12 protein-coding genes are annotated in these 12841 nt (G+C 43.4%); 8 read left to right on the forward strand and 4 right to left on the reverse strand.

Annotated features, from left to right (window positions below; all coding sequences use genetic code 11):
* Positions 1–119 precede the first annotated feature (119 nt).
* Together AACW75_RS00310 and AACW75_RS00315 are read right to left on the reverse strand one after the other, a co-directional pair.
* Positions 120–512, reverse strand: coding sequence for a GlcG/HbpS family heme-binding protein (locus AACW75_RS00310; RefSeq protein WP_135454830.1), 393 nt, complete (start codon positions 510–512; stop codon positions 120–122).
* Positions 513–521: 9 nt separating this feature from the next.
* Complete coding sequence (locus AACW75_RS00315) at positions 522–1529, reverse strand: aldo/keto reductase (protein ID WP_135454832.1); 1008 nt, start codon at positions 1527–1529, stop codon at positions 522–524.
* A 143-nt stretch (positions 1530–1672) separates the two neighbouring features.
* On the opposite strand from AACW75_RS00315, the gene AACW75_RS00320 reads away from it, so the two are divergent.
* The 4 genes from AACW75_RS00320 to AACW75_RS00335 all read left to right on the forward strand — a co-directional run bounded on the left by AACW75_RS00320 (position 1673) and on the right by AACW75_RS00335 (position 6044).
* Positions 1673–2563, forward strand: coding sequence for a LysR family transcriptional regulator (locus tag AACW75_RS00320; protein WP_135454834.1), 891 nt, complete (start codon positions 1673–1675; stop codon positions 2561–2563).
* 283 nt (positions 2564–2846) lie between these two features.
* Entirely contained in the window at positions 2847–3608 is a 762-nt protein-coding gene (locus AACW75_RS00325) for a YdcF family protein (RefSeq protein WP_135454836.1), read from the forward strand.
* Between the two features lie 521 nt (positions 3609–4129).
* Positions 4130–5602 (forward strand): aerolysin family beta-barrel pore-forming toxin, encoded by a 1473-nt coding sequence (locus AACW75_RS00330; RefSeq protein WP_145568279.1) that lies wholly within the window; start codon positions 4130–4132, stop codon positions 5600–5602.
* A gap of 220 nt (positions 5603–5822) precedes the next feature.
* Positions 5823–6044 carry a hypothetical protein gene (locus tag AACW75_RS00335; protein WP_135454838.1) on the forward strand — a complete coding sequence of 74 codons (222 nt, stop codon included), beginning with the start codon at positions 5823–5825 and terminating at the stop codon, positions 6042–6044.
* A 190-nt stretch (positions 6045–6234) separates the two neighbouring features.
* On the opposite strand, the gene AACW75_RS00340 is transcribed toward AACW75_RS00335, so the two are convergent.
* Entirely contained in the window at positions 6235–6756 is a 522-nt protein-coding gene (locus AACW75_RS00340; RefSeq protein ID WP_017075107.1) for a DUF2058 domain-containing protein, read from the reverse strand.
* Positions 6757–7159: 403 nt separating this feature from the next.
* On the opposite strand from AACW75_RS00340, the gene AACW75_RS00345 reads away from it, so the two are divergent.
* The gene (locus AACW75_RS00345; protein WP_135454840.1) at positions 7160–8494 is read left to right on the forward strand and encodes a sphingomyelin phosphodiesterase; all 1335 of its coding nucleotides are present in this window, start codon (positions 7160–7162) and stop codon (positions 8492–8494) included.
* A gap of 15 nt (positions 8495–8509) precedes the next feature.
* Positions 8510–9526, forward strand: a complete 1017-nt coding sequence (locus tag AACW75_RS00350) for a chromosome partitioning protein ParA (protein ID WP_135454842.1) — start codon at positions 8510–8512, stop codon at positions 9524–9526.
* Between the two features lie 66 nt (positions 9527–9592).
* On the opposite strand, the gene AACW75_RS00355 is transcribed toward AACW75_RS00350, so the two are convergent.
* On the reverse strand, positions 9593–10630 hold the full coding sequence (locus AACW75_RS00355) for an AraC family transcriptional regulator (protein ID WP_135455089.1): 1038 nt from the start codon (positions 10628–10630) through the stop codon (positions 9593–9595).
* 160 nt (positions 10631–10790) lie between these two features.
* Between AACW75_RS00355 and AACW75_RS00360 the strand changes: the two genes are divergently transcribed.
* Together AACW75_RS00360 and AACW75_RS00365 are read left to right on the forward strand one after the other, a co-directional pair.
* Positions 10791–11804, forward strand: coding sequence for a DUF2804 domain-containing protein (locus AACW75_RS00360; protein ID WP_145568278.1), 1014 nt, complete (start codon positions 10791–10793; stop codon positions 11802–11804).
* A 135-nt stretch (positions 11805–11939) separates the two neighbouring features.
* A complete protein-coding gene (locus AACW75_RS00365; RefSeq protein WP_135454846.1) occupies positions 11940–12788 on the forward strand; it encodes a sterol desaturase family protein in 849 nt (282 codons plus the stop codon).
* The last annotated feature ends 53 nt before the right edge of the window (positions 12789–12841 follow it).

A 12841-nucleotide genomic window follows, 5' to 3' on the forward strand; every position in this document is an offset into this window, starting at 1 on the left:
CAGCTCGACCATTAAAAACCGATGCCCATGCGTCGGTTTTTTATTATCTGTCGTTCCTGTCTTTAGTCACTTAGTCACTTAGTCACTTAGTCACTTAGTCACTTAGTCAAAAATAGCGCTTACAGCACAAGTTGAATCACTTTCTCAGCCAGTGCTTCATCGTTATCTTCGCTCAATCCGCTGATACCAATTGCACCTATCACCTGCCCTTGATGTTGGATTGGAACACCACCTTTAAAACCGGTGATCTTTGGGTCAGTCCAATAACTCAGATCTTTTCCAGTTTCTCTCGCCCAAGCACCTAAATTACCACTCGGTTGTCTGTCCCTCGCAGATGTATAGGCTTTGTTTTGTGCTAGCAATCCCGCTTGTACACTCACATTATCCATTCGTAAAAAAGCCAACAACTCACCATGTGTATCGCACACACTGACTGCAATCGTTTGTTGGTTATTTTCTGCGGTCTCTAAAGCAACACTAATTAATTGCTGCGCGATTTTCTGATTCAACATGTCCAATCCTTAAGGCAATGCCTGACCACGTGAATACACGTATAACTTGTACCACTCTTCACGAGACAGATGTATCTGAGTCGCTACTGATGAAGCTTTGATTCGCTCTAGATTAGTCGTGCCAATAACGGGCTGAATGCTTGCCGGGTGACGAAGTAAAAACGCCAACACAATCGCTTCACTTTCAACGCCGTATTGATTCGCTAATTGAGCCACATAGTGCGCAGTCTTTTTCACATTTTCATGTTCTGAATACAAACCTTGCTCAGCAAATCGGCCTTGTGCCAAACAGCCCCAAGCTTGCAGTTGGATGTTATTCATTTGGCAATGTTCTAGTGTGCCTGCCGCAAAGTCAGATTGATGGTGGCCTTGCGAATTAATCATCACCCCATCATTCAACCAATCCAGTTTGGCTAAGCTCATCTCAACTTGATTCGCGACAATAGGCTGGCCTAACGCAGATTGTAGATACTGGATTTGGTGGCTGTTCATATTCGACACGCCAAAGAAGTCGACCTGGCCTTGTGCTTTCAGGTTCTCAAGTGTTCTTGCCAGTTCATCAAGTTCCATCAAGGGGTCAGGGCGATGTAGTAACAGCACATCGAGTTTTTCTGTATTCAAACGATTCAAGATGCCCTCTACCGATTGGCTAACCCAATCTGCCGAGAAATCATAGCGACCAACATTGCCCTCACCTTCAAAACGAATGCCGCACTTAGATTGAACGAACATCTGATCACGTAACTCTGGTGCTTGCTGCATTGCTTGGCCAAACGCTTGTTCGGCTTTAGTAAACGTATAAATATCAGCATGGTCGAACAGATTAATACCGGACTCTAGTGCCGTGTCTATAACGCTACGAGCTTGAGCTACATCTGTTGCGGAAACAGGATTATCATTCCAACCGCCTCCTAAGCCCATGCAGCCATAGGCAATTCGACCGACATTTGGGAGATGGATGGATAACGGAATCTTTTTGCCATCCGTTTTGTTCGTTGATTCAATACTGTTCGTCATATCAGTTCTCACTTAGAAGGTTTATTGCCAAGAAATATGTTCCTATCATATTGTTCTTTTGAAAAAACAGAATATGCTAGTTACGAAATGATTGTTCTGTATGGCGAACAATGGAATTGTAATGGCTTTGAAGGAATACGTGAATGAACGAGCACAAAAGAATAGAACGACTGATCCTATTTGTAGAACTTGCTCAGCAGCTCAACTTTACCAAAGCAGCAGAAAAGCTCGGCATATCAAAAAGCTACCTTTCAGAACAAATCAAGCGTTTAGAAAACGACTTACAGTGCCCTCTTTTAGTCAGAACCACACGCAGTGTGCGCTTAACCCAAGAAGGCGAACGCGCGTTGCAACAAGGCTTAACGATTCGTTCTCAAGTGTTGCAGCTCGAACGCAGTGTTTCTGAGCAACACGACATAGTAAAAGGCACGTTACGCTTAACGGCACCAAAGATGTTTTCAGAGGTATTCCTGTTCGATATCTGCCAACGTTTCAAGCAGCAATATCCAGAAATCCGTTTTGAAATAAACAGCAGTTACACCAACTATAACCTTAACCAAGACGATATCGACATCGCCTTTCGCGCGACTAATACACCACCTGAAAACATGGTGGCAAAACGCTTAATTGCTTATCAGCATGATTTAGTCGCAACGCCCGGCTATCTCGATCAGTTTGGTCGCCCAGCAAGTGCTCAAGACTTAAACGACCACCAATGTTTGGCGACATTGCATCAAACGCAGTGGCCTTTAAAATCGGCCAACCTTAATGTCTCAGGTTGGCTTTCTAGCAATGACAACCACTTACTCAAACAACAAGCAATGGCAGGAAACGGCATCATTCGTATCGCGAGCTATTACGTTGCGAAAGAGATCCAGCGTGGAGAATTAGAACAAGTACTACCCGATGAGTGCCTACAACAAGGCAACAGTATTTATTTGTTCTACCCTCAAGTGATTTATCCAGCCAAGAAACATCAAGTGTTCATTAAATTCGTTCAGCATTACTTTGATGGTTTGAGTTTAGCCAGTTGATAATTTGACGTGTAGGAAAATTGATGACTGGGAATTTAAATAGCATGACAAAAGGTTAGGCATAACCCTCACAGTTTATATGCATATATTTAAAAAGGAGTAATCGAACAATAATAAAGCGTTTTTGTTCGTACTTTTACCGACTTTAATATTTTATAGAAATAAATCGTGCATTTGTTCAATAATACAATGAGTTAGCTATTAACTATCAACATAAGTGATATATGATGCGACGCTTCAATATGCTACATCAGCTTGGCACCAGTTCGATAACAGGATCCTCATGAGCTTTATTATACTATTACTTATTCTGCTGTTCGTTGGCATCACACGCTTACTTCAATGGCGTAAGACCTCTTATTTTTTGTTCCTTGTTCTTATCTCGTCATTTGCGTTGATTGGTTCAGGTCTAATTCCTCGTTACTTATTAAACGACCTACAGGCCGATTATGAAGGTAAACCTGACATTCAATGGTCTTCAAATAACGCAATTGTTCTACTCGGTGCTGGCACTCAGTTAATCAAAAGTACTAGCGAATTCGAGCCGACCTTCTTCTCTTACGGAAGAATCAATGAAACCGCTAGCCAATATAAAGATTGTGCGAAAGCTCAAACCACATGCAAAGTGATCATTAGTGGTGGCGATGCTCAGAACAACGGCGTAACTGAAGCTGAAATCTATGAGCAACAACTGCTTAGGCTTGGCGTACCGATGGACGACCTTATCCAAGAGCCTAACAGCGTCAACACGTGGAAAAATGCTCAGCTGACTAGCGACCTAATGAAGCATCACAAATTCAACAACATTGTTCTTGTTTCATCGGGCCTACATATTCGCCGTAGCGAGCTCTACTTCAACCACTTCGGCTTAAATGTTATTCCAGTGAGAGCCGATTATATGGCGGCTCAGATTTCATGGCTGCCATTGTGGTATAACTTCGCGGTGACCGACTTTGCTTTACATGAGCAATTAGGCTTTGCTCGATACAACATCTACAACTTCATGGGTTGGAACAGTAAGCGAGAAAAGCCCGGTGATGCTTAATCGCTTTCTCCTAATTCATTAAGTCGTTGATTTTAGTTAAGTTAAAGTTTTACAAACTAAAAATGCAGCAACAATCGAAAGGTTGTTTGCTGCATTTTTGATCCTGCCTATCACTACAAACACGACCGCTACAAACACTCGTCATTGGTTCAAACTTCCTTCCGCTATTCTTTGTCACTTCACCAATCACATTACGAATAAAGATGACGAATAGACGTCGTTAATAAACTGACGAACCTCAGTCTGTATAACGTTAAATACTTGAAAATTAAACACTCACTATTCAAAGGACTGAAAGTACCCGAACACCTCAAGATAAACGGCTCTCAAATAACAAGTTCATTATTGTAGCTAACTGATATTTATAAGGATTTATTTTCAATTCATTTCAGTATTTTTGGCATTGTTTTATATGACAAGGTACACCCCGCTAGTCACCCTCGGCTTTTAAAAACACCTATAAGATCTAATAAATCGAATCCAATAAAAATAGCCAAATAATGGCACTTAGGAACTTATTTATGCTCAACGTCAGTAAAATCATTCTATTCACCACTGCCCTATCTTTAATATCTTTTACCACTTATGCAAAGATATACTCAGACCAAATCGTCTTAGATAAGCTCGGCGAAGATACCTGCCGCTCCGCTTATCGCCCACTCACTAATACAGAAGCTCAAGAACATAAAACAGCCCTGATATCTCGTATGAGCGTGTGGGAAATTACAGGCCTTAAAGACGATTGGGTGATCATGGGGTCTGGTTATCACGGCCTAATAAAACAAGGGCAATCAAGCGACAACACTTGGTGCTATCCGGATACCCCAGATGCAGGTCTGCCTTATTACGAAGATCAGGCGATTCAAGAAGCTAACAACCTAGATGTTCAAAAAGCCTTAGTGAATGACCATGCAAGCTTCATTAGGCCACTGAGTTACTTGGCTCATAACCTGGGTTTCGCTTGGGTTGGCGGAGACAATGGGCGCTATGTTGGCCAAGACATGGCAATCAAACAGCTCAGCCACGGTTGGGAGATTAAAGGGAACAGTGATGGAACCTGCACAAGTGACCGTTGCGATCAAAAAACCGCAATCACGATCGATAACTTTTCCTACACCTTAGATGGCGCAGCATTTAGCCATGGTTTGGTCAACGAGCCCAACCAAGAACTCATCAAAACGGTATCAGCTTACGCGATCAACGAAAGTGATGAACCTAAACAGGTCGTCGTTAACCTTAGTTTCGAGCAATCCACACATTGGCGTAAAACCAACCGCTTTGAACTTTCAGGTTCAGTCGCCGTTACCGAGAACTTTAGTTGGCCACAAGTCGGTAAAACGGAGGTAACAGTGGTTCTAGAAAAAGGCCAACACTTCTCAAATACTAATAGTGGCTCTCGCTCTGAATCAACTGAACTGCAAGCCATCATCACCGTGCCTAGCAATTCAGTGTTGCCCTTTCAAGTCGAGCTTTTCCGCTCAAGCATTTCTTACCCGTACCGAATCAAAGCAAACATGAGTTACGACGTTAACTTCACGGGTTTCCTGAGATACAGCGGTAATGCACTGAGTTCTCACCCAACAAACCGACCTACGATCTCGCATACCTTCACCATGGGAACCAATAGCGAAGAACAAGCGAATATCCGTTACCAATGGGATCACCGCTATATTCCTGGAGAGATGAAATGGTGGGACTGGAGTTGGGCAATCAATGCCAATGGGCTGGGCAGCATGCAATATGCCGCCGGAGCAAGCGTACGTCCATTCTATTCTTACGTATCTGGTCAGTTTAATGCTGAATCTCTATATTCAGGCATGATCGATATTGGAGAGCAGCACTCTGTAGACTCATTCGATGTGATGACAACATTAAACAACCACAACACCTATCATGCTGGCGACATTCGAATTGTCACTGACTTTGATGCTGAAGCCCTAGCCCAATTGGGATACCAAGGTGCTCAACTTATGATTAATTCAACTCAACAGTAAGTTATATAAACAAAAACTGAAACTTTTCCAAGCCCATTGCCCTCTCTCTGGGCTTTATTCATCGCATACTTTCTTGGTAATGGATCGACAATCGCACCCAAAACATTCACTCTCTGAATCGTTTTTCATTGACTTAAAAATGAAATCATAACGACACATTAATTTGCGTAACTTAGGGGGCAAATAGGCAACTAACTTACAGTGCCTATCAGGAGGATGTATGAAACCAAATAGATCTATTGGATTAAGTGGACATATCAAACATTGCCCATGTTGTTCTACCGAATTGGTCATCAAAGACCACATTCACGTTTGCCCTCGTAATGAAATTGGCGACTGTTACTTCGATGGTTATGACCAACACGAGCAAAGCACTAATTTTGGTATTGCTGAGCATTCACGCGTAGGTGATAACCTTGTTTACGAAATCTCCGAACGCTAGGCGTTCTTGGATAACTGTTGAAGTAGTTGACGTGCTTGAAGTAATTGAAGAATTATTGAAGTCACTTCGCACCAAAAAAAATGCAGCGACAATCGAGTGATTGTTCGCTGCATTCTTAGATCCTGTAGATAAAACTGTGAATCTCGACGTTACGCTAGCTCGCCAATGGGCTGTAGCTAAGTAAAGCGAATTACCACATTAGATCATCTGGGATCACGAAGTCTTTGTACGGGTCATCTTCGTCTACTTCATCAGAGCTTGAAGCTTGAGTATCAACGATAGATTCTTCGTCACGCATTGCTATCTTGTTCGCTACCGCAGTAGGAATAACAACATAGCTTTCGCCTTGGCGAGCAATACTCAGAATACCTTTACTTAGTTGCTTTTGAGTCAGATCTTCTACGTAAAGGTATTTAACCACAGTACCATCGGTGAAGTTGTATTTGATCTCACCATTTTTCTGTTCGATCTTGTTCATCTCAATCAGTTGCTTCACTTGAGCTTTAATTTCTTTGCTCAACTGCTGTTCTTTCAACTGTTGGTTTAGCTCTTTGTCTTTCGCTTGCTGCGCCAGTTTTGTTTCTTCTGCTGCCGCTTTTGCTTCACGAGACTGAACGCGAGACTTTTTAGAGCCCTTCTTCGCCTTCTTTAATTTTTTCTCATTTACCAAGCCAGCTTTAAGCATTTGCTCTTGGAGTGTTAACTTTGCCATGACTTTCCCAGTTCAGGATTAAAAACGACACTATCATACCTGTTTTTGAGGAATCTGTTTACTGAACAATGGCAAAATTTATGCTGATAGAGCAAGGCTGTTAGCGTTATCCCTTACCGTGATTCACAGCATCCACTTTTGGTTATTTTCCGACCTGTGATTTCCAAGAAAACACACCAACAATGACTTACCCGCAGATACAAATCATTCCTCTGTTTGTTAGCGTACGCGCGTATCACTTATCATTCCAACAAAGCAATATGTTCATTTTCAATGAGTAAGCAATTTTATAAAAGCATGGCATATATCTCATATCTGGATAATTACCATAGAGTTATAACTCCAATGTCATAACTCTTGACTACGTTATCCTAGACATCAATCAATAAGGATAATGTAAAATATGAAAACTCAATGGACTTGGTTAGCTGCAATTGTGGCATCAACATCAATAGCCTCTACCTCTGCGATCGCAGACACGGACGTATATCTCACCAACAACACCAATCAAGAGATGACCATTCAAACCCATCACACTGGTACAGACTTACTAGAGCTTGGCAACGAATGGCAACAACATGCGGAAAAGATTGGACCTTGGGAGACCAAAAAGCTAATCAGCTTCAATCGTTGGACGGGTGTAAAATCTGGAAAAACATATGAGTTCGACACTGTGATTTCTAACACCGTTGGAGAAAATGTTACGCTAAACCAAACCATGAAAGGACATTGGTATAACTCGTCACTACAACATGGTTTAAGTGCATCCGATGTTGATTTAACACTGTACGATGACCGTAACATTCACCGCAGCTCAACCGATGCTTTCGATATCAATACCGAACTGGCACTGAAAGCTGACAACACCGCACGCTACGATGATATTTACTACACCATCACCCCACAGAAAGTGGATGAACAGCCAGAGCCTGACGCCAACACTTTGAAAGTGATGACTTACAACATCTGGGCGTTACCGGTTATCGCTTCACATATTGGTGACCGTTACGACCTGATCCCAGAGTATGTAAAAGGCTACGACGTCTTGGCACTTCAAGAAGTCTTCGCCAATGGACGAGATGAGTTTTTGCGAGAGCTTGCCAAAGAATACCCTTATCAAACCAAAATGCTGAATAAAGATGGCGTCAACATTTACGACGGTGGCGTGATCATCGTCAGCCGTTATCCCATCGTTAATGAAGCTCAGTACGTTTTCCCTGATTGCACGGGCACCGATTGTTTCGCTGACAAAGGGGTTAACTACGCTGAGGTCATCAAAAATGGTCAGGCGTACCACGTGTTTGGTACTCACACCGCATCATTTGACACCGATACCGCGCGTGACTATCGACAACGTCAGTTCAAACAGATGCGAAAACTGGCTCAATCTTTGAATATCCCAACGTCTGAAACTGTGGTCTACAGTGGTGACTTCAACGTTAACAAGATCAAATTTCCAGATGACTATCAACAGATGTTAGCCAACCTCCAAGCAAGCGAACCTCAGTATTCTGGTTATACCGCTTCGACTTTCGATCCTCGTATCAATAACTTTGCGGGCGAACCTATGTCGGGTGGCGAAAACGTCGAATACCTTGATTACGTGGTCGTAAGTTCGGAATACACAGTTAAAACGCATAACGACAACCGTGTGGACGTACCGCGTTCAACCAGCAGTGAGCTGTGGAAGCACTACAACCTATCTGACCACTTTCCTGTCAGCGCTGTTATCAAGTAATCCGGTGAATCAATAATGCATCGAGTTATCTTAATCATCATGCTCGTCCTAGTGACGAGCATGATTGGCTACACATGGTCGTCTAAATTAACGAACACGCCAGCGACCGAATTCACCCAAACGGAGAGCGCCAATGACCGTGCCTTGGCTACCCCGATGAGTTCCGATAATACAGGGGTTGGAAATACAGAGCCTGGCAATGCCAAACCTACCGAAGTTAGCGCGAATAACAAACAGAAACACAAAGGCGAACGAGAAAAAGATACTGGCATTGCCGAGACTCTGGTTTCACTAGAAGACTTCGTTTCATTGCAAGGCCAAGCATTGATGAACGAGCTCGATAGTTTTTGGATTCAGTGCACACGAGATAACAACTGCAAACAACAACTGGCGCAGCTTAAAGAACAAGTTCCCGCGGAATGGTTTCAATTGTTGAGCCACTACCCACAAACTTCTCAAGAGTGGCAAGTGATGGAGAGTTCGATAGCCTTGGAGTCATTAGATTCACTTGAACAGCGTGTCGGCCTGTTCAAACAAGCGGCCGAACAAGTGTGGGGAGAACTCGCCCACCAGCTTTTTTCTGATCAGTTTACGCATTTAGATTTCACCTTGAGCACAAATCAGTTCACAGAAGTGGATGCTGATGACTTTGTCGAACATTACCAAAGCTTAATCAGCAACTGGCAAAGTGACACCACAACCTTAAACACCGAAACACCCGCTCAGCAATACGAGCTCGCGGTATCACTGATTCCCGATAGCTATACGCCATCTCAAATGAACACCATCAAAACAGAGCTCCAACACACCTACTTGGACGATGAGCAAACATCAAGTATCCAAGCCAGAGAGCAGCAAGTCGAACAACAAACACAAACGGTTCTTGATTATCATCAAGAGTTCGATGCGTTCAAGGCAACGTTAGATTCGCAACGCTCAGGAAGCCATTCAAACTGGGATAGCCAAGCGTGGGGTGATTACTATCAAAAAGAAGTCTCTGAATTTCGTGAGTCGTTCTTCTCTGGTCAATAGGGAGCAATAAAGGGGGGTCACTAGAGAGCTCAATCCTGAGTCCCTATTTATTCTTTGTTCGCCAAGTTAATTCTTAGTCGCTGAACGAAACTGAGCCGGTGTTTTGTTCAGCCAACGTTTGAATGCCCGTCTAAAATTTGCGGGGTCGCTGTAACCTAACCTATCCCCTATATCATCAATGCTCATGGTAGTGCCGAGCAGCAGTTCTTTGGCTAACTCCACTCGAACTTCGGTAAGCAATACTTGATAACTTGAACCATAGTTGGTCAATTCACGCCTGAGTGTGCGAGAACTACAGCCAAACTCGTCAGCCAGTTGCTCAATAGTCGGAAAGCTACCGGCGGTCTGATAGAAGATCGTTTTGATCTGATTAGTGAGTAAATGTTTTGAATCGAGCGTCTCCACTATGGACTGGCAAGACACCAGATAACGCTTGAGTGTCGCGGCATCGTGAGTAAGCAACGTTTGAGACAATACCGACGCATCAAAACGCAGTTCACAATGGTTTTGTTCAAAAATCACCGGGCACAGGAAACGCTCGTCATAGAGCTTGGCGTAATTAGGGCGAACATAAGGCAAAGCCAAAGTTTGAATATCCAACTCATGACCAGTCAGTTCTTTGAACAAAGAGACGATTGAACTTAAGAAGTACTCACTGCAGAAAGGAAGGAGATCGCCCACTTCCAATGTGTTCTCAATCTGAATCACCGCTTGCTCGGAATCTAGAAACAATTTCACTGAGAATATAGGGCCATTCAGGCGCAAATACTTAAAGCCCGACTTGATTGCCTCCCCGACATTTTGACTAGTTGATAGCGCATAACCCAACACACCAAAGTGGCTCAAGCTGGCATGTTCTCCCAACCAAAGCCCTAAACCATCGTGCGGAAAACTCTGATTAGCCGCGCTAAACAACGAAAGCTTATCAGCGTAAGTCAGTTTTCCATTCGGGTCTCGCCAATCCATGGTTTCTAAACCCACATCCATGAGTAGCCTTTCAATATCGATACCTCGTTGCTCTAAGGTATTCAACAGCAGCGCTATATCTAATGTTCCCAACTGATGTCGATGTTCTGTTGGCATGTATTCAGCAATAATTTCCAATTTACTTTCCATATAAGCACTCAAGCTTCGCCGATCATAACCACGATGTCATAGCAAAGACGTGATTCATCGCTAACTCTTGTCCGAACATGACCTCCCAATTCAACCCTTGAGGCATCACAATACCACTGGTTGTTAATTTTATGTGAACAAACGAGCGATGATAAAAACCAAATCAGCACCACTTAGCCTCATTGACTCAAATGGTCAGGCCGTTATTGGGCACTTCGATGGCATGCCTAAAGCGCTAAACAGTGAACAGTTCGACTATCGAAATACAATGGACAAAAAAGCCAACGCTTGGCAAAAACACTTCCACTACAAACAATTTCAGTTTGTCAGCATTGTCACGCCCACTCACGTTATCGGGGTCGCGATTGCTGATATTCGTTATCTGAGTTCCGCCTTTGTTTACCTATACGATATTGAAAGTAATCAACTCGACGAGTGCTCTTGGTTAAGGCCGTTAGAGTTTGATAAGCAAGTGACTCAATCTCCTTTTCAGGGAACCACCAGCATCGCTAACCAAAGCATCGTCTTCGACATTCACAACGGTGAATGGCGAGTTCGTCTCAATACCAAACTACTCAAGGCCGACATTACTCTAGTCTCAAATGAAACCGGTCTTCCGATGGCAATGTGCAGCCCTACGGGGTATTCAGGTTGGACTTACACCCAAAAACACAATGCTTTGACTGTAACGGGTCAGATCAAAATTAAAAGCAAGTCCATCAACCTAGAACAAGCGCTTGCGGGGTATGACTTTTCTGCGGGATACATGAGGCGCGAAACCTGTTGGCGCTGGACGAGCATCAACACGCTTATCAACGGAAAAAGTATTGGCTTGAACCTAGCGGCGGGCGTGAATGAAACGGGAAGTTGCGAGAATGTATTATGGGTGAATGGTGTAAGGCACCTACTTAACCCAGCGAACTTTACATTCAATCGAGATGACATCGACTTACCGTGGCAGATCACATCGCAAGATGGACGTATTAACCTGACCTTTACGCCTCTGAATAACCGCAGCGAAAAGCTCAACTTATGGCTGCTAAAGAGTAACTTTCGCCAGTTCATTGGTCACTTTTCTGGTTCGATTGAAGACAACGATGGGAGCGTCCATCACATCGACAATGTGCTTGGCCTGACCGAAGATCATTTTGCTCGTTGGTAACTCGTTGGTAAGTCTCTACCAAAAAAGGAACACGGTAAACCAATTCATCAATTCATCAATTCATCAACTCATCAACTCATCAACTCATCAACTCAGTCAGACATTACACAACTATCGCGACACAAGGATTAGCGAATGGACATCGACTCATTGATCAATCACCCAGAATGGCTGCTGTTAGTCTTAGCGCCTTTGTTCGTAATCTGTATGTTGGCCGAATATTTCATTGGCCAAAAACAGGGCCGACTGCCGGATAATTCTCAATACAAACTGCCAGAAGTGATGTGTAACTTCGTGTTAGCAGGCATGCATCAACTCTCAGACTTATTAACTGGTTTGTTAGTGGTTCAGTTGTATCTATGGCTATTTGGTTGGCACTTAATGGACATCGAAATGGGTGTGCTAAGTTTTATTGTGTTGGTGGTTCTACAAGACTTTTTCTATTACTGGTTCCATCGAGCAAGCCATCGAGTTCGCTGGATGTGGGCAGCCCATGTGGCGCATCACAGTTCTGAACACATGAACTTCAGTACCGCATTTCGCCAGAGCTTGATGTACCCAATCGCGGGGATGTGGCTGTTCTGGTTGCCGTTAGTAATCATCGGATTCGAACCAAAATGGGTAATCTTCGTTGTGCTCCTCAACCTAGGTTTGCAGTTCTTTGTTCATACACAGTGGATAAAACGGTTGGGCCCGTTGGAGTATATTTTTAACACTCCTTCTCACCATCGTGTGCATCACGGAAGAAATCCGCAATACATCGACAAAAACTATGCGGGCGTACTGATCATTTGGGACAAGCTGTTCGGCACGTTTGAGCCTGAAGTCGAAACGGTTCGTTACGGCGTCACTAAACCCGTAAACAGTTTTAACCCGATCACGGTGACCTTTCAGGAATGGAAGGCGATATTAAAAGATCTGAAAAACCAAAAGTTAACCATGAGGCAAAAAATGAAGCTGATATTGTCGCCTCCATCAGACTAAGTAAGCTAAAAGCTAAAAGCTAAGTAAGCTAAGTAAAATAAGCAGCCCAAATA

Origin of the sequence: Vibrio sp. L3-7 (genome assembly GCF_963898195.1) — a bacterium.
In the GTDB taxonomy this organism is placed as follows: domain Bacteria; phylum Pseudomonadota; class Gammaproteobacteria; order Enterobacterales; family Vibrionaceae; genus Vibrio; species Vibrio echinoideorum.

Coding starts and splice junctions, on each gene's coding strand:
- AACW75_RS00335 (WP_135454838.1), top strand. CDS start 5,823: ATGAAACCAAATAGATCTATTGGATTAAGTGGACATATCAAACATTGC.
- AACW75_RS00365 (WP_135454846.1), top strand. CDS start 11,940: ATGGACATCGACTCATTGATCAATCACCCAGAATGGCTGCTGTTAGTC.
- AACW75_RS00360 (WP_145568278.1), top strand. CDS start 10,791: ATGATAAAAACCAAATCAGCACCACTTAGCCTCATTGACTCAAATGGT.
- AACW75_RS00340 (WP_017075107.1), bottom strand. CDS start 6,756: ATGGCAAAGTTAACACTCCAAGAGCAAATGCTTAAAGCTGGCTTGGTA.
- AACW75_RS00330 (WP_145568279.1), top strand. CDS start 4,130: ATGCTCAACGTCAGTAAAATCATTCTATTCACCACTGCCCTATCTTTA.
- AACW75_RS00325 (WP_135454836.1), top strand. CDS start 2,847: ATGAGCTTTATTATACTATTACTTATTCTGCTGTTCGTTGGCATCACA.
- AACW75_RS00320 (WP_135454834.1), top strand. CDS start 1,673: ATGAACGAGCACAAAAGAATAGAACGACTGATCCTATTTGTAGAACTT.
- AACW75_RS00310 (WP_135454830.1), bottom strand. CDS start 512: ATGTTGAATCAGAAAATCGCGCAGCAATTAATTAGTGTTGCTTTAGAG.
- AACW75_RS00350 (WP_135454842.1), top strand. CDS start 8,510: ATGCATCGAGTTATCTTAATCATCATGCTCGTCCTAGTGACGAGCATG.
- AACW75_RS00315 (WP_135454832.1), bottom strand. CDS start 1,529: ATGACGAACAGTATTGAATCAACGAACAAAACGGATGGCAAAAAGATT.
- AACW75_RS00345 (WP_135454840.1), top strand. CDS start 7,160: ATGAAAACTCAATGGACTTGGTTAGCTGCAATTGTGGCATCAACATCA.